The sequence below is a fragment of the Massilia psychrophila genome (assembly GCF_002760665.1).
GTDB lineage: Bacteria > Pseudomonadota > Gammaproteobacteria > Burkholderiales > Burkholderiaceae_D > JAFCUW01.
Map to the genome: position 1 here is coordinate 17,768 of NZ_PDOB01000012.1, position 24,990 is coordinate 42,757.

The 24,990-nt window shown below is 59.9% G+C and carries 16 protein-coding genes and 2 pseudogenes; 8 read left to right on the forward strand and 10 right to left on the reverse strand.

From position 1 onward, the window contains the following. Positions 1–69: 69 nt before the first annotated feature. Together CR103_RS09570 and CR103_RS09575 are read right to left on the reverse strand one after the other, a co-directional pair. On the reverse strand, positions 70–1,293 hold the full coding sequence (locus tag CR103_RS09570) for a GumC family protein (protein ID WP_099915770.1): 1,224 nt from the start codon (positions 1,291–1,293) through the stop codon (positions 70–72). Between the two features lie 53 nt (positions 1,294–1,346). Beyond that, positions 1,347–3,260: an SLBB domain-containing protein gene (locus tag CR103_RS09575; RefSeq protein WP_099915771.1), complete on the reverse strand. Its 1,914-nt coding sequence runs from the start codon at positions 3,258–3,260 to the stop codon at positions 1,347–1,349. A gap of 676 nt (positions 3,261–3,936) precedes the next feature. Here CR103_RS09575 and CR103_RS09580 point away from each other — a divergent pair. Next, a pseudogene (locus CR103_RS09580) lies at positions 3,937–4,350 on the forward strand (sugar phosphate nucleotidyltransferase); the annotation flags it as partial. Positions 4,351–4,421: 71 nt separating this feature from the next. Next, positions 4,422–4,571 (forward strand): annotated as a pseudogene (locus tag CR103_RS24090) (hypothetical protein); the annotation flags it as partial. Between the two features lie 54 nt (positions 4,572–4,625). Here the strand turns inward: CR103_RS24090 and wecC are convergent. The 4 genes from wecC to CR103_RS09600 form a co-directional block, all read right to left on the reverse strand. Next, a complete protein-coding gene (gene wecC / locus CR103_RS09585; RefSeq protein ID WP_099915772.1) occupies positions 4,626–5,846 on the reverse strand; it encodes a UDP-N-acetyl-D-mannosamine dehydrogenase in 1,221 nt (406 codons plus the stop codon). Position 5,847: 1 nt separating this feature from the next. Continuing rightward, positions 5,848–6,972 (reverse strand): non-hydrolyzing UDP-N-acetylglucosamine 2-epimerase, encoded by a 1,125-nt coding sequence (wecB, locus tag CR103_RS09590; RefSeq protein ID WP_099915855.1) that lies wholly within the window; start codon positions 6,970–6,972, stop codon positions 5,848–5,850. 842 nt (positions 6,973–7,814) lie between these two features. Next, positions 7,815–8,813 (reverse strand): fumarylacetoacetate hydrolase family protein, encoded by a 999-nt coding sequence (locus CR103_RS09595; RefSeq protein ID WP_099915773.1) that lies wholly within the window; start codon positions 8,811–8,813, stop codon positions 7,815–7,817. Beyond that, the gene (locus CR103_RS09600) at positions 8,810–9,520 is read right to left on the reverse strand and encodes a pseudouridine synthase (RefSeq protein ID WP_099915774.1); all 711 of its coding nucleotides are present in this window, start codon (positions 9,518–9,520) and stop codon (positions 8,810–8,812) included. Before CR103_RS09600 ends, CR103_RS09595 begins: the two co-directional genes overlap by 4 nt. Before the next feature lie 319 nt (positions 9,521–9,839). Here CR103_RS09600 and CR103_RS09605 point away from each other — a divergent pair, with 319 nt between their 5' ends. The 5 genes from CR103_RS09605 to CR103_RS09625 all read left to right on the forward strand — a co-directional run bounded on the left by CR103_RS09605 (position 9,840) and on the right by CR103_RS09625 (position 17,736). Beyond that, on the forward strand, positions 9,840–10,199 hold the full coding sequence (locus tag CR103_RS09605) for a hypothetical protein (protein ID WP_099915775.1): 360 nt from the start codon (positions 9,840–9,842) through the stop codon (positions 10,197–10,199). A gap of 366 nt (positions 10,200–10,565) precedes the next feature. Then, positions 10,566–13,313 carry a type VI secretion system Vgr family protein gene (locus CR103_RS09610; RefSeq protein WP_229442981.1) on the forward strand — a complete coding sequence of 916 codons (2,748 nt, stop codon included), beginning with the start codon at positions 10,566–10,568 and terminating at the stop codon, positions 13,311–13,313. 46 nt (positions 13,314–13,359) lie between these two features. Further along, positions 13,360–15,666, forward strand: coding sequence for a T6SS effector phospholipase Tle3 domain-containing protein (locus CR103_RS22610; protein ID WP_180279345.1), 2,307 nt, complete (start codon positions 13,360–13,362; stop codon positions 15,664–15,666). Next, entirely contained in the window at positions 15,663–17,456 is a 1,794-nt protein-coding gene (locus tag CR103_RS09620; protein WP_099915777.1) for a type VI lipase adapter Tla3 domain-containing protein, read from the forward strand. Before CR103_RS22610 ends, CR103_RS09620 begins: the two co-directional genes overlap by 4 nt. Positions 17,457–17,475: 19 nt before the next feature. After that, positions 17,476–17,736 carry a PAAR domain-containing protein gene (locus CR103_RS09625; protein ID WP_099915778.1) on the forward strand — a complete coding sequence of 87 codons (261 nt, stop codon included), beginning with the start codon at positions 17,476–17,478 and terminating at the stop codon, positions 17,734–17,736. 258 nt (positions 17,737–17,994) lie between these two features. On the opposite strand, the gene CR103_RS09630 is transcribed toward CR103_RS09625, so the two are convergent. From CR103_RS09630 to CR103_RS09645, 4 genes are read right to left on the reverse strand one after another with little or no spacing between them, the layout of a single operon-like run. After that, complete coding sequence (locus tag CR103_RS09630; protein WP_099915779.1) at positions 17,995–18,993, reverse strand: S49 family peptidase; 999 nt, start codon at positions 18,991–18,993, stop codon at positions 17,995–17,997. Beyond that, positions 18,990–19,415: a Rieske (2Fe-2S) protein gene (locus CR103_RS09635; RefSeq protein WP_099915780.1), complete on the reverse strand. Its 426-nt coding sequence runs from the start codon at positions 19,413–19,415 to the stop codon at positions 18,990–18,992. Before CR103_RS09635 ends, CR103_RS09630 begins: the two co-directional genes overlap by 4 nt. Beyond that, complete coding sequence (locus CR103_RS09640) at positions 19,415–20,074, reverse strand: HAD-IIIA family hydrolase (protein ID WP_099915781.1); 660 nt, start codon at positions 20,072–20,074, stop codon at positions 19,415–19,417. Before CR103_RS09640 ends, CR103_RS09635 begins: the two co-directional genes overlap by 1 nt. Before the next feature lie 56 nt (positions 20,075–20,130). Then, complete coding sequence (locus CR103_RS09645) at positions 20,131–21,135, reverse strand: RluA family pseudouridine synthase (protein WP_099915782.1); 1,005 nt, start codon at positions 21,133–21,135, stop codon at positions 20,131–20,133. Between the two features lie 680 nt (positions 21,136–21,815). On the opposite strand from CR103_RS09645, the gene CR103_RS09650 reads away from it, so the two are divergent. Beyond that, positions 21,816–24,941 carry an Rne/Rng family ribonuclease gene (locus CR103_RS09650; RefSeq protein ID WP_099915783.1) on the forward strand — a complete coding sequence of 1,042 codons (3,126 nt, stop codon included), beginning with the start codon at positions 21,816–21,818 and terminating at the stop codon, positions 24,939–24,941. Positions 24,942–24,990: the final 49 nt, after the last annotated feature.

Consider the following 24,990-nt stretch of genomic DNA (forward strand, 5'->3'; position numbering starts at 1 on the left):
ACATGCCGGTCGGCGCTGGCCGGCGCGCCGATTCCTGTTCGTGATTTTCCGCCAATGGCATATTCCGCGTTAAGTGCGGACCGGCTTTCTGGCCAGCGCACTCGACACACGGTGCCAACGCTCAAGGCTCTGCGGATTGCGGCGCGATGCGCGATACGCGCCGCGCATAAATGCTAGTATCAGGCCGAGGAACGCGCCGCCGAACGCACCAGTCAGCGTTATCAGCGCTCGGCTCGGCTTCGTTTTTCGCTCGGCGGGAACCGCTTTGTCCAAGACCTGAATTAGGGTGGAATCCTTTGCTTCGTCCACTTTTGCCAATTCAAACTGTTTCGCCATCAATTCGAAAATGGTTTCGTAATACTTCACTGTGCGGACGCTGCGCACATACTGGACGCCAACTTCTGGAATTCTACCAGTAGGCACCATGAAGTCGCCCTCTTCGGAAGGACGGTTCCTTTCGAGCTTCGTCAGTTGTACCCTCAAGCCGCGCAGTTCTTCCTGAGTGCGCAACAGTTCGGGATTTCGCTCCGCAGCGAAGGTTTTCATCGCGTTCAACTGTACTTCCTTTGCAGCAATAGTGCCTTTTAACTGGGCAACGCTGGTAATGATCGCTTGAACCTGCGCTTCCGGCTGAACCATGCCGGTCTTTTCCTGCGTGCCGCGCAGTGCCACTTCGGCCATGGCGAGCTGGTCGGCGGCGTCCTTCAGTTGTTTCTCAAAAAACAGGCGTCGTTGGGATGCCTCGGTCAGCTCCATGGTTTGGGTCAGCTTAGTGAGTTCATCAACATAGGCATTCGCTAGCTCCGCGGCAAACATCGGGTCCTTGTCGTTGGTTCTGATCGAAATAAAGCCGCTTTTTTTGTCGCTGCTAATGGCGGTAGCCCCGGCCAACAGCGCCCGCGTATCGTCCATCGTGGCCATTAAGTAGCGCTCCTTCAGCTTCAGCCGTATGATCAGGCGGTCTGAAATCGTGCGACTTTCCAGCAGGCCTACGTACAGATCGTTCGGACTTTTGACCGCGCCGGCAGCGGCAGCCAGACCGCCCAACTGGCCCAGCATGGTTCCTAATCCGGCGCCCTGCTGTTGCTGGGACGGCATGATTTTGGCGACACTGGTGAAAATTGGCGTCATCAACAGGCTGGTTACCAGCGCTATCGTACCGAAAACCACGGGAGTACCAATCACAAGCCATTTTTGCTGTGCTAATACGAGCAGCAAATCAAGCAGGTGAATCTCACTTTCAGCAGTTTCAACCTTGCTACGCTGCGTGCTGTGTTCCAATTGTTCAGACATCTTTATGCTTTCAAAGCGGAGCGGCCGAGCCGCTCAAGTTGCGAGAGTTAGCTTCAGTTCTGCAGAACTTTCAGACCGGCAACCCCAAGACCGAACTGATAGAAAATCGCAGTCCACTCTTTCAAGCTTTGGCGCCAGTTGCTGCGTTCGAGAGTTTCCGGTACAACAATCGTGTCACCGGGATTGACCGTCGTGCCGTCGAGGCCGCGAAACCATCCCGTACCACGTCCGCTCGTTGCGGTGCCGTCAGCACGGATAACATACATTTCAGACGTATCGGCAGTCCCGGTTTCGCCGCCGGCCAGCAATACATAATCTTTGACGTTGCGCCGCGGCTTGTAGATGAACGAATTAGCCTGAAATACTGAACCGAGTACCTCCACAGTGCCAGGCTTGCGGGGTATATAAATACTGTCGCCGTCCTGCAGTGCCAGCTCGGGCAGATTTTTCAGTTGCGCATTACCGTCTTCGAGCTCGAGCACAATCCGGCCTTCCGCCTTGACCGTCCTCATTTTTTGCGCAAGGCGGAGCTGACGCTCTACCGCAGTTGCTTGGATAGCTACGGAATCTTTATCAGTTACTCCCGCCAGCCGCGCGGAGGCGGCGCTTTCGACTTCCCGCTCGAAACGTTCGGCGAGCTCATCCAATTTCGCTTGTTGCGATCGCTTCACCGACTCCCGGCGTAGCTGAGTTCCATAAACGTAACCTGCATCGTTAGTGCCCCCCAGCCGAAACATCAGATCGCGCAGTGTCTCGCCTTTGCGTATCTGGAATACACCGCCCTGTTTTACCTCGCCTGAAACCCGCACATACTCTTTTTGCAATTGTGCCTGCACAGCAACTGCGCTTGGCGCAAAGACGCGGATCACATCGGTTGGCTGAAGGGGAATAGCGCGCAGGCGCGAGCTGATGTTCGCACTGTTGGCAACTAGTTCCGCGATGGACTGGTAGTTGTTATTGACGGTTTTTTCGATAATTATCTGCTTTTGGTCCGCCGCGGAGTCCACACCGCCAGCCCACCCAATGATATCGGCTAGCGAAGCAGGCCCCTTTAACTCAAAAATCGCGGGCGTCTTAACGTTGCCCGTGAGCGCGACCAGCGGCCCGACTTCCGGAATATAAATGACGTCGCCATCACGTAGCGTCGCATCGTGACTCTTGTCACCCTGTACTAGCATGTCGTAAAGATCGAAATTGGCGACTGTTGCACTGCCTCGTTTTAACTGGATGTTGCGCATTGAGCCAGAGGCGTCCGGGCCACCCGAAGTAAACAGGGCGTTCAGCAGGGTGCTCATCGAATTCAACGTATAGGTACCGGGACGCACGGCGTGGCCAACCACATAGATTTGGACGGCACGCGTTTGCGAAATGCTTGCGGTCAGCTCGAAATTATTGAAGATTTTGCTGACTGCCTGTTTCAGATAACTCTGCAAGTCGCTATATTTAACACCCGCGACCTTTACGGCGCCGACCCTCGGAATATAGATCGATCCGCTCCTGTCAACAGTCGCTGTCACATCGACATTGACCATGCCCCAGCCGCGGATCTGAATTTCGTCACCAGTGCCGATGACATATTCTGCATTCACCTGTACAGAATCGAATGGCGCAAATGTCGTGGGCACATTACTGAAAAGGTTTCTGCCGAACTGCTCAAGCGGCGCGCCGGTAACCGTCGCCACATATGCCCCAAAGGTATCGTTTGCAACCCTGGCGGCGTTTCCATTCTGCTGGGCGGCACGCGGGGTCGTCGGTTGTTGCTGCGCTGGGTTGCGCGGGTTAGGCCGCACGTTGGTGATACTTGGAAGGCCCCGTTCGCCATAGTTTTCCGGTGCCATGGCTGGCGCAATCACCCCCGCCGACTGCCCAACCATTTGCGCGCCGGCGGTTCCGGAAAGCATTGCGCAAATGCCAGCAACACTTGCTATTTGTTTCAACTTGGTAGCGGCTTGAATATTCGTCTTCATGCTATCTTTATGTTTAATTTAACTATTCGCGTGAAATGGCAATTCGTTACCGAGCCGGAGGTTGTGGTGCGCTTACATGACGGCAAGCAATGAACCATCTTACTTGACTGGCGGTAAATTTTGATGCTGAGGGCGATTGACGCCTCTTTAAAACCGGGCAGATTAAGACCAGCACAACCTAACCTTTACATGCTGAGATTGCTCAAGGGCCCAGGATTCTAACATTAAGGCTCAGCATTCACGTCGCCAATATGATACGGAATAAAGTTTTTTAAGCAACATTTTGTTTTATTGCGAACGAAAACAATTAATGTTGTCATTGTTACCGCGCAAGTCGATGCATTTTAGATATGCAGGCCGCTGGTTTTAGATACCGGTATTGTTGCGACAAGCACTTTCGCAATTGCCCATGCCAAGTGCTTCTTCTTTAATAGTCGTGGCGGTCGCCAGCCACTTTCATTTGCTTAAATGTTTTAGGACGTTCGGTCCGTTTCCGGCGTGACGCTGTTGCGCCAAGACGCGGAGGGCGGCGCGCAGCGAGCTGGATGAGTATGCTTGCGCGCCGGCGCGATACAATGTGGCCGACTGTTCGTCGGAAATATTGGGAAATTCGCCTCTCCCTTGTAAGGGTGCTGCAAAGACGGCGAGACAACTCCTGATCTACAACAGAAAGGGCATTAATGAAATCTACCCAGTCATCCTGTCCGGCGGCGCTTGCACGCGCCTGTGGCCGTTGTCGCGCGCGGTGTTACCCAAGCAGTTGCTGCCGCTGGTGACGGACAAGACGATGCTGCAGGAAACCGCGCTGCGGGTGGCCGACTGGCCTGAGCTGATGGCGCCGGTAGTGGTGTGCGGCAACGATCATCGCTTCCTGGTGGCGGAGCAACCGCGCGAGATCGGCGTTGCGCCGCTCGGTATTTTGCTCGAGCCGAGCGGGCGCAACGTGGCGCCGGCGATGGCCGCGGCGGCCCACTTCCTGGCCGCCATCGACCCCGGCGCGGTCATGCTGGTGCTGCCGGCCGACCGTGTCATCGAACGGCCCGACATGTTCGCCGCCGCCGTCAGGCGCGCCGCCCTGCGGGTCAAGCAGGTCGTCGAGCACCTGAAGCCGACAGCGCGCACCGAGCATCTTTACCACACCAAGGTCTACCGGCCGTGGGGCCAATCGGCATGAACCATTGGCTGGAAAACCCCGGCAAGATGCCGTTGCACATTATCGAAGTGCAGTCCGGCAGCTACTTGGGTGAAGACGATATCGTGCGTTTCGAGGATATCTACAAGCTTGCTTGGCGCTGGTTGACTGCCACATAGAAAAAGGAGGCCGCGGCCTCCTTTTTTTGCCCACTAATTAATGAAGCAGGAAAATCAAGCCAGCAACCCACACAAATCCAGCACCCGCATTTCCCCCAACTGCGCCTTCACATGCGCCACCCCAAACTGCCGGTGCTTGACCAGCACTACCACCACATCCGCCGTGCGCAGCGCTTCATCGAGCGACACCAGGTTCAATTCTGCATGCTCCTTGATGTTCGGCTCAACCGCCATGATGTCGTACTGCTGCGACAGCAACGTAGCAGCGATCGATGCCGCTGGCGACTCGCGCAGGTCGTCGATGTCCGGTTTGAATGCCAGGCCCAGGCAGGCGATCTTGGCCTTGCGGCCGGTTTGCGCGGTGGCGTCGGCGGCGGCGATCTTGATCTGGTCGATCGCCCAGACGGTCTTGTGGTTGTTCACTTCGCGTGCCTGGCGGATCAGTTTTGCGTTTTCGGGGTCGCGGGCGACGATGAACCACGGGTCGACGGCGATGCAATGGCCTCCGACGCCGGCGCCTGGCTGCAAGATGTTGACGCGCGGGTGACGGTTGGCCAGGCGGATCAGGTCCCACACGTTGATGCCGTCCTTGGCGCAGATCATCGACAGTTCGTTGGCAAAGGCGATGTTGACGTCGCGGAAGCTGTTTTCGGTCAGCTTGCACATCTCGGCCGTTTTGGCTTCCGTTTCCAATACGGCGCCATGCACGAAGGTGCGGTAAAAGGCGCTGACGGAGGCGGTGGCGCGCGGGGTCAGGCCGCCGACGACGCGGTCGTTCTCGACCAGTTCGGTCATGATTTTGCCCGGCAGTACGCGCTCGGGGCAGTAGGCGATGTCGATCGCGCTGACGTCCACGCCGGCTTGGCGCAGCACTTCTTCCATTGCCGCGGTGGTGCCGACGGGCGACGTCGATTCGAGGATGACGATGTCGCCCGGCTTGATGTGCTCGGCGATGCTGTGGGTGGCGGCCATTACGTAATCGAGATTCGGTTGCGGGATGCCGTCGGACTCGCGGAAAGGCGTTGGCACGCATACTATATAGATGTCGGCGTGCTGCGGCTTGCCGTAGGCTTTCAGGCGACCGGCGGCAACCGCCGAGCGGACAAAAGCGTCGAGGTCGGGCTCGACGATATGGATGCGGCCTTGGTTGATGGTTTCGACGGCGTGCGCGTTGAGGTCGACACCAAGAACGTTATAGCCGTTGCTGGCCAGCAGAGCGGCGGTTGGCAGGCCGATGTAGCCCAGGCCAATGACGCAAACGGATGTATTATTCATTTTAGAAACTCCTCAGCACATCAATGATCCGGGCGCACGCCTTGCCATCCCCGTACGGGTTATGGGCGCGCGCCATCGACTTGTAACTATCTTCGTTGTCCAGCAATTCGGCAACATTGCTGACGATGCGTCCGCGGTCAGCGCCTACTAAGCGCACCGTGCCGGCGTCAACCGCTTCCGGGCGCTCGGTGACGTCGCGCATCACCAGCACCGGCTTGCCCAGGCTGGGCGCCTCTTCCTGGATGCCGCCGCTGTCGGTCAGGACGATGTGTGAATGTTTTAACAGGTAGACAAACGGCTCGTAGTCGAGCGGGTCAATCAGGTGCACGTTGTTCAGTCCTTCGAGCAGGCTGTTGACCGGTCCCTGCACGTTCGGATTGAGGTGCACCGGATAGACGAAGTGGACCTCCGGATAGCCGCGCGCCAGTTCTTTTAATGCTTCGCAGATCTGCAGGAAGCCGTCGCCGAAATTTTCGCGCCGGTGGCCGGTGATGAGCAGGAAGCGCTCGCTGCGCCAGTCGAACGGCAGGCGTGCGTCGATAAAGTTGGATAACTCGGCGCGGCGGCCGGCATCGGCATCGATGCGGCCGAGTACCCACATCAGCGCGTCGATGACGGTGTTGCCGGTGACGCTGATCTGGGCGGCCGGAATACGCTCGTCGAGCAGGTTTTGCTGGCTGACGGCGGTCGGCGCGAAATGCCAGCGCGCGACCTTGCCAGTGACCTGGCGATTAAATTCTTCCGGGAACGGCGCGGTTAAGTCGTGGGTGCGCAGCCCGGCCTCGACGTGGCCGACCGGCACGCCGGCGTAGAAGCCGGCCATTGCGGTGGCCAGGCTGGTGGTGGTGTCGCCGTGCACCAACACTGCATCGGGCTGGTGCTCGTTGAAGACGCTGCGCATGCCGGTCAGTACGGCCGCGGTGACGTCGAACAAGTCCTGGCCGGGCTTCATCAAGTTCAGGTCGATGTCGGGCACGATGCCGAACACTTTCAGCACCTGGTCGAGCATTTGCCGGTGTTGCGCGGTTACGCACAGCACGGTTTCGAACTCATCCGGGCAATTTTTCAAGGCAAAGTACAGCGGCGCCATTTTGATCGCTTCCGGCCGCGTACCGAACACGAGCATGATTTTTTTCTTGGTTTTCACGATAACTCCGGATAGTTTGCTTCCTACATACAATTTTTCGAATAGAAAATGTGCAAACTATAACAAAAACCCATGCCGCACGGCAGCAGATCGTCGCGATACAACAACTTATTTCATCAGCTAGCTACGTTTAGCAATTTTAAGGCCCGGAAATCGACTCGGTAACCACAAGGATGTCTGGAATAGCTCGATTGATATTGGGGGAAACGCATGCGTTTCCCGTTCGCGAGGACGACGGGCTCTTGTGTGACTTTGGTGTAAGCCGTCATCCTCGCGAACGCGGGGATCCCATATCCTTGCGCAGCGATTGCCGGTTCCTTTTGGATGCGGCGCGATTCACGCTTATGGATCCCCGCACTTTTTCAGTTCTTTGATTTTTATTGAATGTTTCAAAGATGTAGACTCAGCCTAGCGCGAACGCGGGGACCCAATTTTTTAAAAATAGCGACAATGCCTGGCTTCGTCCGTCAAAAGATGATCAACTAATCGGGCAAATTGGGTCCCCGCGTACGCGAGGACGACGGCGCTAGAGTTGAGCGCCCTTTTGCGATACCCACGTGCGCGATGAGTCGTTTTCGCCAATGGCGAGAACGACGGCGCTAGAGTTGAGCGCCGTTTTGCGACACCCACGTGCGCGAGGACAGTGATTCAAAAGTTAACGACCTTATCCCGGACAGCAGTGCGTCTGCACGGGATTCAATTGCGCGGCAGCGCGCATCTTCCAGTACCAAGTACCAAGTCCCACCCACGTCATCCCCGCGCACTGGCGTCCGGAATAATTCGACGCATCATGCGACCCCCACCTTACGGCGCTAAAATTACTAACGCAGCTTCCTCGCTACCGCCTGCTTCACCGTTTGCGCGATCGCGCCGAAGATTGATTTGCCGGCACTATCGAGCATCTCGATGTTGATCGTGTCGCCGAACAGCATGAAAGGCGTGCTGGCGATGCCGTCCGCAATCATCTCGAGACAGCGCTTTTCGGCGATGCAGGAATAGCCGCGGCCGGCGTCCTTGTTCGACACCGTGCCGGAGCCGATGACACTGCCGGCGCGCGCATTGCGTGATTTGCACAGGTGGGCGATGAGCTGGGGGAAATTAAACACCATGTCGGTGCCGGCATGCGGCTGGCCGACCAGCTTGCCGTTCCAGGTCGAGCGCAGCGGCAGGTGGACCTTGCCCCCGAGCCAGGCGTCGCCCAGCTCGTCCGGCGTTACCGCCACCGGCGAAAAGCTGGTGGCGGGCTTGGACTGCAGGAAGCCGAAGCCTTTCGCCAGCTCGGCCGGGATCAGGTTGCGCAGCGAGACGTCGTTGGCCAGCATCAGCAAACGGATGTGCTGGTGGGCCTGGTCCGGCGTCGAGCCCATCGGCACGTCGCCGGTGATCACGGCCACCTCGGCCTCGAAATCGATGCCCCACTCTTCATGCGCCAGCACGATGTCGTCCATCGGGCCGAGGAAGTCGTCGCTGCCGCCCTGGTACATCAGCGGATCTTCCCAGAACGACTCGGGCATGTCGGCCTTGCGCGCCTTGCGCACCAGTTCGACGTGATTGACGTAGGCCGATCCGTCGACCCACTGGAAGGCGCGCGGCAACGGCGCCATGCATTTGGCCGGGTCGAAGTCAAAACTGCGGTGGCCGCGGCCGGCGTTGAGCTGCTGGGACAGCTCAATGAGCTGGGGCGCAATAAAAGCCCAGTCGTCGAGCGCCGCCTGCAAGGTCGGGGCGATGCGGTCGGCCACCTGGGCGCTCTTCAGATCGCGCGCGACGACGACCAGCTGGCCGTCGCGGCTGCCGTCGCTCAGGGTCGCGAGCTTCACGCCAGCAAGTCTAACTGGGCCTGGTCAAGAAAGCACCATTCACCCTCGGCTATGCCGAGCGCTTCGAGCGTCAAGCCGCCGATGGCCGAGCGATGCAGCGCCAAGCAATGGTTGCTTGCCGCCGCCAGCATGCGCTTGACCTGGTGGTATTTACCCTGCTCGAGCACGATTTCGAGCTGGTGGGGGCCGCGCTGGACGCAGCTCAAGGCCGCCAGCGGGGCCGGCTCGTCGTGCAGCTTGACGCCGGCCAGCAGCTCGTCGATCAGCGCCTGGGTTACCGGCTCCTGCGTCGTCGCCTGGTAGATTTTTGGCACGTGGCGCTTGGGCGAGGATTGGGCGTGGATGAACGGGCCGTCGTCCGACATCAGCAGCATGCCGGTGGTATCGTGGTCGAGCCGGCCTACCGGCTGCACGTCGCGCCAGGTAAATTGCTCAGGCAGCAAGGTCAGCACGCCGGGATGGTGGCTCGGTTTGCGCGAACATTCATAATTGGCCGGCTTGTGGAGGGCGATGTAGACCCGTTCGCGCACCTGCCACGGTTCGCCGAACACGGTCAGCACCAGGCCATCGGTGTCGAAACTTGTCTTGTAATTGGTATGCGGCGCGCCGTCGATGACAACTTCGCCGTCCTCAATCAGCGCGCGACAGTATTTGCGCGTGCCGAAGCCTTGCGATTGGATAATGCGGTCTAGGGATAATTTGCTCATGGGCGGAACTCTAACAGAAGGCGACAAGCGCTGACAGGGTGCAGTCGATGCGAATGACAGTCGTGCGCGCCAATGCCGTGGGTCGGTACGGACAGCCAATTCGAGCCTAAAGCAGGCTGGACAACTGCCCGGCCACCCTCCCCGATGCAATATCAATTAGCAATTGGAAATTTAAGGCAGCGCAAGCAACACCTTTGACACAGATCAAGTTTGTGAACAAGTTCATGGGTAGAGTGAAGCCTCGTTAGGAATCTGCCTAACGGACCTGACGAATGCTTACCTCATCGGTAGGAAAATTAACCCAACAATTGAGGAAATCATGACCATCGACAATTACTGCAACCGGAACCAGCAAGGCAGCGAGTTTCCTGTTTCAGGGGCAAAGGCCCACGCGATGATTGCCCTTGAGCAATCATCTCTATATGCTGCCCGGCTGGCGATTGCACGGTGGATCAATAACAGTTCCAATGTCATGCCGATCGCGGAAGCCACCCTCTCGAGGGCCGCCTGGTACGCCCAGACCCAGCAAAACTTTCAGGAATGGCTCGAACGCGGCGGCTTTGCCCAATACGACGTTGCGTCCGGCGAGCAACTCGCGTCAGTCATCGCCGACGATGCGGACCTTGCCGGTCCAGTTGCCGGCGGTGGGGCGAGTACGGCGAACTCCTGTTTTGAGTGACTTTATCGACTTTCGGCACCACATGCGGTAAAAACGCGGCAAAAATAGCGGCAGCATGACGCTGCCGTGACCTTGCCGCATCTCCAGTCCTCGCACTACCACATCGCTGCGCACGGAATTCTGTATGCCAGCGGGATTGCCGATAGTTTTTCCCCCTCCAGGTCTTGTCCGCCGCCTTGATCTATCTCAACTCTTTTCTTTAGCATCCGCGCAACAATTCCTTTCGGCACGAAATTTTTCGTCGTCAGAAAACATTTTTGCGAAATCGTTGCCGCCTGCGCTCCAAACGTACATTGCGCCATTCGATTTAATGGACTACGCCGCTTCCGGCCGCCGCCGGCGCTGCGAACATTGGGAGCCCACATCATGAATTTCCAGCAGCTTCGAGCCGAGATGGCCGGCCTTACCGGCGCCAACCGCCCTATCCGCCTGCGCCTGTCGACTGAGCGTGGGCCTGTTGACGACCTGCTGCTGGTCAAGCATGTCAACGGGGTCGAGACCATGTGCGGCGGCCTGGAATATCGCCTGTTGTGCGTCGCCAGCAAGGCCGGCCTTCCGCTCAAACAATTCAATGCCATGCCCGTCGAACTGCAGTTCGTCACCGACACCGGCCGCCTGCGGTCCGCCTGCGGGATAGTTGCCCATGCCGCCGAAGGCGAAAGCGACGGCGGCTTGGCGACCTACCAACTGGTCGTGTGCGATGCGTTGACGTTGATGGAACAGCGCATCAACACCCGTATCTTCCGGGGCGCCAGCGAGATCGATATCACCCACACCATCCTGCGCGAATGGCGGCAAAACAATGCCGTGATGGCGCGTGCGTTCGACTTTTCACTGTTGCACATGAGATCGTACCCGGCCAGGGAATTCACGATGCAGTACAACGAGTCGGACGCGGCATTCCTGCGCCGCCTGTGGAAGCGGCGCGGCCTGGCCTGGTTTTTCCAGGCTGGTCAGGCGACCGAATCGGGCAGCAAGGAAGTATCGGGCCACACGCTTGTATTGTTTGACAATAACCAGTCGCTGCAGCAGAACGCCGCCGGCACGGTACGCTACCACCGGGACGATGGCACGGAGAAGCGTGACAGCATCACCGCGTGGCATGCCCTTCGCTCACTGACTGCCGGCAAGGTAAGCCGGCATAGCTGGGATTACCTGCAGGCGTGGCCAAGCGAAAGCGAGGAAACCAGCAGCAACGACCAAGGAGTTCTCGGCAACCAGTTTGCTGCTGGCCTAAACGACTACCAGGTCGACGTGCCGCATGCCGGGAACGACGCTGCCGACTACCGCAACCTGGCGATGCTGCGCATGCAAGGTCACGAATACCAGGCAAAGTATTTTGAGGCCGAAAGTGGGGGGCGCGAGCTATGCGTCGGCCAGTGGATCGTCGTCACCGGCCACCCCGAGATCGACGCCCACACAAAGGAGGAACGCGAATTCGTCATCACAAAATTGCGCATCGACGCGGAAAACAACCTGCCCAAGGCGACCAACGACAGGGTATTGCGTCTGTTCAGGTTGAATAAATGGCGCGCGGACGACGACGGACTGGCGCAGGCCAGCGCCGAACGGGGCGCCCGCTATACCAATCGATTCACCTGCGTGCGGCGCGCAATCCCGATCGTACCAGCCTACGATCCCCGCATCGACCTGCCGCGCACCGAAATGCAGAGCGTGATCGTTGTCGGCCCTGGCGAGGAGGAGGTGTATTGCGATCGGCATGGCCGGGTCAAAGTACGCTTCCCGGCGTGCCGCCCGGCCGACCATGTGCATGCGCAGGGAGCGGGAGCGTCGGAAAGCGACCGCGACTCGGCGTGGGTGCGCGTCGCCAGTTCCTGGACCGGCGAACTTTACGGCGCGATCTCGCTGCCCCGTGCGGGCGACGAGTGCCTCGTTAGCTTTCTTGGAGGCGACCCGGACAAGCCGGTCATCACCGGCCGCGTACACGGCGGCCGTACCCCGCCGCCGGCTTTCAGCCATCGCGGTCACCTGCCGGGAAACCGCTTCCTTTCCGGCATAAAAAGCCGCGAAGTGAAGGGCTTGCGCTACAACCAGCTGCGGATGGACGATACCCCCGGCCAGATCAGCGCGCAACTGGCGAGCGAGCATGGCCATAGCCAACTGAATCTGGGGCACCTGACTCACGCGAGAAACGACGGCAAAGGCGAGCAGCGCGGCGAAGGCGCCGAATTGCGCAGCGATGAGCACGTCGCCCTGCGCGCAGCCAAGGGCTTGCTGCTGACCGCATGGAAGCGCCTGAACGCCGTCGACAGCCAGCTTGCCCGCGCTGAATACCTCTCGCTGATGGAGCAATGCCTGGAACAGTGCCGAACCCTGGGCAACTATGCGGCCGACAATCAGGCGCTGCCGGTGGACGACAGGCCCCAGGCCGAGCTGCATTCGAAGTTCCAGCGGTGGGAAAACGGCAGCAACACCGCCCCCGATGGGCTGGACGGCGGCGCCGCCCTGATCGGCGTCACCGCGCCCGAAGGCATTAGCTTTGCCACGTCCAAGGCAATCGTCAGCTATGCGGCCAGCAATATCGACAGCGTGGCCCAACAGCACATGCAGCTGACGGCCGGCCAGCATTTCAACCTGAATGCGGGGCAAGGCGTCTCGCTGTTTTCTCACCATGGCGGCATCAGGGCGATCGCCCATCACGGCAAATTCTTACTGCAAAGCCAGCACGACGACACCGAGCTCAACTCCGCCAAGAACGTCAAGGTCACCGCAACGGACGGCAAGATCGTCATGATGGCGAAAGAAATTCAACTGATCGCTGAAGACGGCTCCTTCATCAAGATCGGCGGCGGCATCACGCTGGGCACCAACGGCGATATCAAACACCAGGCCGCCAACTTCCCGTTCAGCGGACCGGCCACCATGCAAGCTGAAATGCCGACCTTCGGCGGCGGCAGTCCGGACCAGAAGTTCGTGCTTAAGTACGGCGCCCACACTGACGACGCCGTGATCGCACCCAACCGGCAATTCGAGATCGACATGACCGACGGCAGCACGCTGCAGGGCATCAGCGATGCGGCCGGCAATACCAGTCTGTTGCAAAGCGATGCGATGCATATCGCACATATCCGTATCTTGACCGACAAAATATAACGCCAGGGAGACGGCTCGATGAGCTATCCACGAGAACAGTTTTGCGTTGGCCGGGAAACCAGCGTCCTGCAATGCGATCGGCGATCCGACAAGACGGTCGACGTACGGCCTGCCCTGCAATGTCATTGTCATTCACGGCGTCAACGACGTCGGCACCAGCTTCGGCGCTGTGGAGGAAGGCTTGTGCGCCGGACTCGACGTTCGGCTCCATGGCACCGGTCCTGGCAAGCAAGGGCGGTTTGTGGCGGGCAGCTACCGCCTGCCGAGCGCGAAGGACAAGGACGTGGTCGAGCCCGACCCGGATGCGGTGTTCTTCAAGCGCAAGATAGATGTCAAGACGCATAGCCCTGTCATTCCGTTTTACTGGGGCTTTCGCGAAGTTTTCAGTCAGGCCGGCACAAAAAACGGCCAGCGTATCGACCGCTTCGGCAACCGCCTGGACAAGGACTTGTCGAAGGGCGGTGGCCCGTTCGGCAACGCCACCAGCACGCTGCCCGACATGTGGAACCACGGCCTGTCCGCGCCCTTCGATGTGGTTGGCGACGCTGTCCGGCCGCTTCTTAGCGCACCCGGCCGGATGTACATGGTTCTTGCCGCCAAGCGATTGGCAGCGCTGATCGCGATGATCCGCGACTACGACGTCAATGAGGCAGTCTCGATCGTTGCACACAGCCAGGGCTGTTTGATATCGCTGCTGGCGCAGGCATTCCTGCTCGACGAGGGGCAGCGCCCGGCCGACACCTTGATCCTGACGCACCCGCCGTACAGCCTGGACGAGGAAGCAAACTTTATTCTCAAGGTGCTCGAAAAGCTACCTGGAGGATCCGACGCGGCGATGGACGGCCACTACGGCGCCATCAGCGCGCGCCAAACCTTCGACGCGCGCTTGCGTACCTTGGTAAACATCGTGCAGGGCGTGGCGGCGAAAAAACACACGACGCCGGCACTGGCGGCATTGACCGATCACGGCAAATACCACGGCATGGTGGGTTCGAAATGGAATGCGGGCGCCGACCGCGACAACCGCGGCAAGGTCTATCTGTACTTCTGTCCGGAAGACATGACGGTTGCGCTCGACAACATGAAGGGCATCGGCTGGCAAGGCGTGCCCGATTTCATGAGCGGCACGGCTTTGTCGAAAACGAAGGGGGAAAAGAAGAAAAGCATGTGGGGTGACGCTACTGCGCAATGGGCTACCGAACTGCAACACCGCAAGCCGCTGTCCGAACTGGGGCCGGGCTTTTTGCAGCGCGTGTTCACCAGCAAGCAACGCTTCGACGCGGCAAAGAAAAAGCTTGGCGCGGTGCTCATAGGCCAGGCGCCGCACGACTTCGCCTTGCGCACCGAAGACGAAGACGACCATGCCCATGTGGCGGCAGCGAACCGCGGCCACCGCGCCAACCATGACGAAGCCGTGTGGCCGCCAAAGCCGAGTCGCTGGGATTTTCTACAGACCGAGGTGGGCAAGCGCGACGGCATCCGCAGGATCAACGGCGAAGCGCTGCTCGTGCCGGTGCCTGCCGACCTGCGCGGCAGCGGCCAGATCGATCCGAAGAACATCCCCAAGGATTCGGCGCAGGCCAAGCTGTCAGCCAAGGATCAGGGACCATGCGAGGAAGTCGATCCGATCGATGCGGCGATTGCCATTACCAGCAGCAACGGACTGAAAGCATGGCGCGAAGATTGTCCGGATCCTTCGGGCGCGCTGCGTCGTCCCGGCTCGCCGCAAAAGTTGTCGTTCGCCGAGCGCAAGCTGGTCGAGGAGCGTTACAACAAGGATAACAAGCTGGTGCAACTGGGGCCGGAGGCGCAACGCGCGATCCTGGAAGTGGTGCGCTACCCGGATGGCAAAGTGAGCGCGCTGGTAGAGGAGAGCCCGAACGAAGCGCGCAAACGCTGGCAGCACGAAGTGAGTCCGAAGTCATTTCATGGCGCGATCATCGGCAGTGCCAAAAATCATAGCAACGTGACCGCCTACGATGTGGCGATCGGTGGCGGGCAGGCATCGAGCGATCCGAAGTTCTATGCGTATTTGTGTGCGGTTGCCGACTGGCGCTTGCAAAATAATCCGTCGGCACCTGTACGGCCGTCCATCACGCGGTGGGAAGATTTTATTTCTGATTTCGGAATCTACTGGAGCGTCGAACCACCGTCGCGCAAGGACCTTATCCAGGGAAATGCCGACTATTACAGCAATGGCAAGCTACCAGCCTGCGTTCCGGCGCTGCGTGCGGGAATACCGTCGCTCGTCGTGTGCGAAACCATGCAGGGCACCCGGTCAACCCGGGCACCGACACCGGAACCCAAACAGGCAGTCAAGACGGCCGGCGACGGCAGCAAGGAGAAAGCATGAGCTCCGTCGCCAGCACCCGTCCTCCGAAGCTGTGGCAGTACCTGCTGGGAGCCTTGATCGCACTGGTTTTCCTGATCCCGCTATGGACATTGTTCGTCGCGCGCGTCATTCAACCCGAGTCCTTTATTCTTAGTCAGGAGCAATCGATGAACAACACATGGATGTGGCCGGTCGTTAAGTGGGGTGTTCTATTGCCCACCGCAGTAGTAGGGCTGCTCTTCGGTGCGCGCTGGAGCATGGCGTCGAAGAATGTGCCGACAAAGCCCCCCCAGGCACAGGCGCAACAGGTTGCCGTGAGCGATCAGGCGAAACGGGAATACGTGCTGGAAGTGATCGGCCTAGGCGTAACGTTTGACAAATACCGCCAAAGAAAACTATGGGAGGCACTGCAAGCTGGCAGTCCACAGGCGACGATCCGTGAACAGAACAAAGAAAAATATGAATGGAGCGCGCAGGACAAAAAGGGGCTCGGCGGCGGGCGCGGCGGCGACTCGCTGGAAAACGGTGCGCAGTACACTCCCATGTATTACGGGGTTCCGGTCTTCGATGCTGAAGGACCAATCCTGAATCCTGCGCGCGCTGAAAAGCCGACGAGCCCATTGATGGGCCTGGCCGGCGGAGCGATTTCTTCCGGGATGGCCTGGCATTTGTTTGTAATCGGCCAGCGCCGCTTCGACGAACATCCCGATCGCATACTGGAGGACGTGTTCGCCTTTTTCGACGCCAATCCCGATGTGCCATACATCGTGCTCAATTCGGACGACGGGATGGGGCCACGCGACAGCTACCGTCCTGCAGGGGCCGCCAAACTGCTCAGAGACGGCTACTACATCCCGGAAATGCCGGATTCCTCCGCACTGTTCGTGCTGGCCCGGCGCGAACGCGTTGATCCGGTAAGGCCGTTCGTGTGGGACGACCCGGACAACAAGTTCCTGCAAAATGTCTTTCGCTGGATGTATGGCGAACTGATGGCCGCCGTTCCCCATCCGCGGCGCCAGCAGCTTAATCGTACGCCGGCCCAGGTGGGCGCTGATATGATTCGTCGCGAAAACAACGAACCCGTCGAACGCCCTCCCCTTGTGACCGAATGGCTGGAAGCGACCGCAGCCTTCGCGCAACGCCCCGACATCCGTGGCACCGGCGTCACCGGCATGCTGGACAACCTCAACCCGTTTTCCCATCATCCGCCGAAGGAATGGCAACCAACTCCCTGGTTCCCGATTCCCTGGAACAAAAACCAGTTGGCCACTTTCGACCGGTTGCCGACCCTCGGTTTCATCCACCGCCCCACCTTCGTCCGCTTCGCCGACGAACAAGGCAAACCATTGACGCGCCGCGACGAACGCGAAAAAGCATTGCAGGCGGGTTGGCAGACAGCTCTGCAAACCTTGCCTGAAGCCCAGCGCGCCAGCGCCCTGGCCCGGGTTGTTGTCGCCACCGGCGGCAGTACTGAGCAAATGATCGCCCTGCACGGCACGCTCAATGCGTACGCCGCCAGCGGCGGGCCGGAACTCGACAGCGCAAAATCCACCCAGTTCATCGATACCGACAAACGCCTGGGTAATACCGGGGCGGCCACGCTGTTCGTGCAAATGGCCATTGGCGTCATGGGCAGCTACCGTGATGGCGGCATCAGCGCCGCCATCAACCTGCGCAACCCGAACGAGGCATCCATCGTTTTCGTCAGCCCGCCATCGGATGAGAAGCGCAAGACGCAGACCCACCCGAACGGCGGCGATGTATTCGCTCACCGCGGCACGCCCGCCATCGATCCGAACAATTACAAGTGACAATTGACGAGGACTTCCAATGCGCAAAGTCATCCGTTTAAATGACCCTACCAGCCATGGCGGCAAAGTGGCCAGCGTCGCTGCAAGCCACTTTACGCTCGATGGCGTTGCTGTCGCCCGCGTCGGTGACAAGACCACATGTCCGGTCCATGGCACCGGAACGATTGTGGAAGGCGATCCGCACCATACGATCGACGGGGTTGCAGTCGCGTACGAAGGCCACAAAACGAGCTGTGGTGCGGCCCTGATTCCGACCGTGACGAACTTCACATGCGGCTAACGCTTAGCGAAAGAAGTTTATTGTCGGACAGCGCAACGCAAAAGAAGACGGCAGCGTTGCGCTGCCGTCTTCTGGTCCCGCAAGGAGACTTTCAATGAGGAATGTAAATTCTCTCTATGCCGCATCCGTGGTGCAGCCGGTAGTCCGGTTCAAAGATATTTTGCCAACTGGTTGAACTTTTATGTAGACCCCTTTTTGTGAACTACAGCTTTAATATAGATCAATAAATCGAACTTGCAAGGGATAATTTTTTAAGGTTCAACGCACCGCCGGTGTCGCTCCGCGGTAGAGCGACTTCACGGCGCCCGCGCCGACCGAAGCGCCGAATTTTTTCAGCACCCGCTCCGGCAATCCTTCGTGCGCGGTGTAGTCGACGATATCTTCGACCTTGACCACTTCGCGGGCCACGCTGTCGACGCTGCCGAAACCGTCGGCCAGGCCCATCTCGACCGCCTTGGCGCCGCTCCAGAACAGGCCCGAAAACATGTCCGGCGTTTCCTTCAGGCGCTTGCCGCGCCCTGCCCTCACCACGCTGATAAATTGCTGGTGGATTTCGTTGAGCATCACTTGCGCGTGCGCCTTGTGCTTTTCTGCCTGCGGAGTGAAGGGATCGAGGAAACCTTTGTTTTCGCCGGCCGTCAGCAGGCGCCGCTCGACGCCGAGCTTGTCCATCGTGCCGGTGAAGCCGAAACCGTCCATCAGCACGCCGATCGAGCCGACGATGCTTGCCTTGTTGACAAAAATCTTGTCTGCCGCGGCGGCGATGTAATAGCCGCCCGAGGCGCAGATTTCGTCGACGACGACGTACACCGGCTTGGCGGGGTAGCCTTTTCGCAGGCGCAGGATCTCGTCGACGATCATGCCGGCTTGCACCGGACTGCCGCCAGGGCTGTTAATCCGCAACACGACGGCGACCGAACCGATATCGCTGAACGCCTTGTTGAGCGATGGAATGACGGAGTCGGCCGAGCCGCCGCCTTCGACTTCGATGTTGCCGTCGATCTCGATCAGTGCCGTGTGCCGGCCCAGCGCTTCGATGTCCGAACCGGTGCTGAAGTCGAAATACGCCCACAGCGAGAAGGCGAGAGTGCCAAGAATCAACAGTTTGAAGAAAATGCTCCAGCGGCGCGCCAATCGCTGCTCCTTGACGGTTGCAAATAGCAATTTTTCCAGCGTTTCGCGCTCCCAGTTGGCGTTGATGGGCGAAGTTGCCAAGGGGGCGCCGGGCGCCGGGGTGCTGCTCGTATTGTCGCTCATAGATCGTCGGGGTGAAGTTTGATGGAAATATGTGTCGGTGATTGCGCTTGCGGTGCGCGGATGAATTTGTCGCTCTGCCAGTAAATCTTGTCGTTTTCTTCGCGCACGCCGATCGGGCGCAGCCGGCCGCCCTTGCACGGCCCGCCGGCGCACTGGCCGGTTTCCGGCACGTAGACCGCGCCGTGCGTCGCGCACATCAGATACAGCCCGCTGGACTCGAAGAACTCGCCTTCGGCCCAGTCGAGCTCGATCGGTACGTGGGCGCAGCGGTTCAGGTAGCCGTACACCTTGCCGTTGAAGCGCACCACGAAGCCGGTGGCGGCGTCGCCGAACGCGGTGACGGCAAAGCGCCGGCCGCGCCCGCCATCAAGCAGAGCGTCGGCGTCGCAAATGAACAGCTCGGCGACGGCCTGCTCATCCATTACGCATGCTCGCTGAGCCATTCGTGCAGCTGCGTGACGTTTTGCGCCGAATACATTGGTTGACATGAATGCAGTTGGTCGATCGGATGGGCGCCGTATTCGACCGCGACAGCGGAAGCGCCGGCATTATTGGCCATCAGCAGGTCATGAGTGGTGTCGCCGATCATCACGGTGCGTTTTAAATCCTGGCCCAGTTCGCGGGTCAGTTCCTGCAGCATTGCCGGATGCGGCTTGGAAAATGTCTCGTCGGCGCAACGGGTGGCGTCGAACAGCGACAGCAGCCCGACCGCGTTCAGTGCCCGGTTCAGGCCGACACGGCTCTTGCCGGTCGCAACCGCAAGAAAATAACCATCCTGCGACAGCTCGGCCAGCATGTCGCGTACGCCGTCGAACAACACCAGTTCGGGGTCTTTCGTCAGGTAATGGAAGCGATAACGCTCCACCATCTTCGGATACAGCGCAGGGTCGATGTTGGGCATCGCCATTTGCATCGCTTCGTGTAACCCAAGACCGATGACGTGCGAAGCGTCTTCATCGCGGGGGACCGGCAGGCCCAGGTCTCTGGCTGCCGCCTGGATACTTTTGACGATGGTGGAGGTACTGTCCATCAAGGTGCCGTCCCAATCGAATACGATCAAGTCAAATTGTTTTCTTGCCATTATTCCCGACTGCTTGTGGCAGCCGGCTCCTTCCATTGGTTATCGGGTGTTCGCACTTAACGCGAAGTAATATTTAGCGGTTTTCCCAAGCTTACCAAGAAACGATCGCATTCCGGCGGTAACGGTGCATTAATCGTTTGCTGCTTGCCGGTTTCAGGATGGGTGAAGGTGATCTGATGGGCGTGCAAGAACATCCGCTTGAGCGCGCCGCGGGTCGGGTCGGCCTTGAGCAGCACCCGGTTCAGCGCGAAATCGCCGTATTTGTCGTCGCCCAGGATGGGATAGCCGGAAGACGCCAGGTGAACCCGGATCTGGTGGGTGCGCCCCGTCTTCAGCTCCGCTTCCAGCAGTGTGAACTGTTGCCACTTTCGCAGCATGGTAAATGCCGTGTGCGATTCCATGCCGCCGGCCTGCACGCAGACCCGCCGTTCGCCCTCCGCGGTAGTGAACTTGTGCAGCGGCAGCTTGATGTGCTGGCGCGCGTTCTTCCAGTCGCCGCCGACCACGGTCAAATAGCGCTTGTCGGTGACGCCATCGCGCATCTGTTCGTGCAGGTTGGTCAAGGCCGAGCGTTTTTTTGCCAGCATCAGTACGCCCGACGTGTCGCGGTCGAGCCGGTGCACCAGTTCGAGAAACTTGGCGTCTGGTCTCGACGCACGCAACTGCTCGATGACGCCGAACGACACGCCGGAGCCGCCGTGCACGGCGGTGCCGGCCGGCTTGTCGATGACGAGCAGGTGGGCATCCTCGAACAGGATGGTAAATTCGGCGCCCGGCACAATGGCGGTCGACTTTTCGGCCACCCGCACCGGCGGAATGCGCACCACGTCGCCATTGGCGAGGCGGTATAACTGGTCGATCCGGCCTTTGTTGACACGTACTTCGCCGGAACGCAAAATCCGGTAAATGTGACTCTTCGGTACGCCCTTGCAGACCCGCAGCAGGTAGTTATCGATGCGTTGACCGGCCTCTTCTTCGGTGATCGTGACAAACTGTGCCTGCAGTGGGGGGGTATTGTCGTGCTGTGATGAAGGGGGAACAACATCGGTTTGCATCTTCATTTGCTCTGTCTTCCCAGAAATTCTCTCTAAGTCCTTCATTTTGAATATATAATCGACAGGCGGCGGTTAAACCTCTGCTGGTGTAAGAATTAAAACGATATTTTACACAGGGGCGTCTCCATCGGCCTCGCCAAATTGCAAATTCGATGGAAAAACGTGTACGCACATCCCTGCGCGAATCAAGGTTGCACCGTTGTTGTAATCGGATCACGCGCATGGCTGCCGGATTGGATTGTTTGGAATTGTAAGGATAAGTGCCGGCGAGCTGTCCCCCGTGGCCAGCTCGCCGGTCGATGGCGTCGATAACGCTTGTCGTTTTCGCCCGACCCGATGTAAGCCTCATCCCAAAGGCTTGAGAATAACGGTGGATCATTCGCCAGAGCTTCGACGTCTTGGTATGTTGGCCGGCTACGGTTTGGCTCGTTGATTTGCTCACCGCCTGGCTGTTCCTGTGCGCCGGCTCGACCGGCCTGCATGAGGAAAGTTGCAGCCGATGCGTGGACTCGGCATGTCGATCGACCCCACCGCGCCCTGTTGCGGCCGCAACGCAGTGTCGTTGTTGCGCCGTACGTAAAGGCATACCCACCCTCCAACTCTCCGCTCCCGCGTACATCCCGTGCACATTATGCCGCCCTGACAAGGCGGCCTGGAACGGCCCACCGGCCGCGGAGTTTATAAAAATGAAACGTATGTTGTTTAACGCTACGCAGCAAGAAGAGCTGCGCGTAGCAATTGTCGACGGTCAGAAACTGATCGATATCGATATCGAAACCGCCGGGCGCGAACAGCGCAAATCGAATATCTACAAGGGCGTCATTACCCGCATCGAGCCTTCGCTCGAGGCTTGCTTCGTCAGCTATGGCGAAGACCGCCACGGCTTCCTGCCATTTAAAGAAGTCGCCCGCACCTACTTCCGCGAAGGCGTCGACGTGCGTACCGCGTCGGTCAAGGAAGCGCTGCGCGAAGGCCAGGAAATCATGGTCCAGGTCGAAAAAGAAGAGCGCGGCAACAAGGGCGCGGCGCTGACCTCATTCGTGTCGCTGGCCGGCCGTTATCTGGTGCTGATGCCGAACAACCCGCGCGGCGGCGGCGTATCGCGCCGGGTCGAAGGCGAAGAGCGCCAGGAACTGCGCGAAACAATGGACAAGCTGGACCTGCCGCAAGGCATGTCGGTGATTGCCCGCACCGCCGGCATCGGCCGCAATGTCGAAGAACTGCAGTGGGACCTGAACTACCTGATGCAATTGTGGCGCGCGATCGAAGGCGCCGGCAAGCAGGGCAACGGCGCTTTCCTGATCTACCAGGAATCGTCGCTCGTCATCCGCGCCATCCGCGATTACTTCCAGCCGGACATCGGCGAAATCCTGATCGACACCGACGACATCTACGAGCAGGCCCATCAGTTCATGAGCCACGTGATGCCCGACATGGTGCACCGTGTAAAACGCTACAGCGACGATGTGCCGCTGTTTTCGCGTTTTCAGATTGAACACCAGATCGAGACCGCGTACTCGCGCACGGTGCCGTTGCCGTCCGGCGGCGCCATCGTCATCGACCATACCGAAGCGCTGGTATCGGTCGACGTCAACTCGGCCCGCGCCACCCGCGGCTCGGACATCGAAACCACCGCCTTCAATACCAACTGCGAAGCGGCCGAAGAAGTGGCCCGCCAGCTGCGCCTGCGCGACCTGGGCGGCCTGATCGTCATCGACTTCATCGACATGGAAGTGGCGAAGAACCAGCGTGAGGTGGAAACCCGCCTGAAAGATGCGCTGCACCACGACCGTGCCCGCGTCCAGATGGGCAAAATTTCTCGCTTCGGCCTGATGGAACTGTCGCGCCAGCGCCTGCGTCCGTCGCTGTCGGAAGGCTCCCACGTGACCTGCCCGCGCTGCTCCGGCACCGGCCACATCCGCGACACCGAATCGTCCGCCTTGCAAGTCCTGCGCATCATCCAGGAAGAGGCAATGAAGGAAAATTCGGCCACCATCCACGTGCAGGTGCCAGTTGATGTCGCCGCTTTCCTGCTCAACGAAAAGCGCGGCGAAGTGCTCAAAATCGAGAACCGCCACCGCATCGGCGTGATCCTCATTCCGAACAAGCACCTCGACACCCCGCACTACAAGCTCGAGCGCATCAAGCACGACGATCCGCGCCTCGAAGACAGCCAGGCCAGCTACACCCTGGCCGAGCAGGCCGATACCGACATGGCCTACAGCAAGCGCCAGAAGGAAGAAGCCAAGCCGCGCCAGGAAGCCGTCGTCAAGACCATTACCCCGGCCCAGCCGGCGCCGCTGGTCGACCGTACCGAGCCGGTCAAGCCGGTCCTCGCTGCTCCGGTGGCCACTCCCGTGGCTGAGGTAAGCTTTTTCGACAAGGTCATCAACTTCTTCATGGGCAAGAAGGAAACACCAGTGGCTGCCGCGCCCGCCCCGGTGGCGGCAACGCCGGCCAAGCCGGCAGCGTCCGACCGTGGTGGCGACCGCAACGGCCGCGGCCCGCGTGGACGCAGCCGTAACGGCAAGCCAGGCGGACGCGAAGAACGCGAGCCAGGCGCCAAGCCGGCCGCAGGCGCTGTCGCAGTCGACGACAGCGTGAAAGCGGCCGACCTCGAGACCCGCAACGCCCGTCCGCCACGTCCGCCACGCCCACCGCGCGAGCCGCGCGAAGTGCGTGACCCGGCCGAGGCGATCGCGCCAGCCACGCCAGCCACGCCTCGCGCTCCGCGTGAAGATCGCGGCGAGCGTCCCGAGCGTGCCGAACGCACCCCGCGTCCGCCACGCGAGCGTGCCGACTACCGCGCCGTTGTTGCGGAAGTAAAATCGGAAGCGAGCCTGGACGAGGTCGTAATCCTCGACACCGTCATCACGCCGGCGCTCGAGCCGCTCACCCAGGCCAGCGACATGCAAGACGACGACGACGCGGCGGTCAAGACCATCACGACGATCGGCCCGAACGGCGAAGAGATCGAAGTCGAAGCCGGTGGCGATGAGCCACGCCGTCGCCGTCGCCGGGGCGGACGCAACCGCAACCGCCGCGACCGCGAGCCAGGTGAAGGCGGCGAGAACGAAGCAGGCGAGAACGACGGCGAGGAATCGTCGCCAGCGCCAGTGTTCACGCCGGTAGCCGATGAAGAAATCGCCGCCGCGGCGACGCTACCGGTGGCTGAAGTTGCGGCGCCAGCGCCAGAGGCAATAGCCCCAGTAGTGGTGGTAGTAGCACCGGTGGCGGTGGTAGCACCGGTGGTGGTGGTGGTGGAAGCCCCCGCTGTCGTCTTTGAGCCTGTTGCGGCTGAAGCCGTTGCTGAAGCTGTTGTTGCTGAAACACCGCAGTTGACGCCGGTAGCAGTCGAAGCGTTGGTTGCAGTAGAGCCAGTTGTCGAAGCACCGGTTGCAGTAGAAGCACCGGTTGCAGTAGAGGCGCCGGTTGCGGTCGAGCCGGTTGCACAGGAGCGTGCAGTGGCTGTCCCTGTTGCGGTGCAAACCGCACCTGAGGAAGTTGCAGCGCCTGCAGCAGCAGCGGTCGAGCCGGCGCCAGTTGCAGCGCCTGAGCCGGCTGCGGTGCCGGCTGTCGCAGCGCCGGTCGTCGCAGCGCCGGTTGTTGCAGCGCCCGCCGCGGTTGCTGACTTGAAGGAGTTGCTCGGTTCCGCCGGTTTGACGCTGGCCGCCACCGATCCCGAGAAACTGCGTGCGGCGCAAGAACAGGCCGCCATGCAAGCGCCGCCGGTACGTGTACCGCGCGAACGCAAGCCGCTGCCGCCGCAAGCGGATGAGCCGCTGGTTCAGGTCGACACCACCCGTCAGTAAGCGGCGATTGGCAGGTTGATTGAAAAAGGGAAGCCGCGTGCTTCCCTTT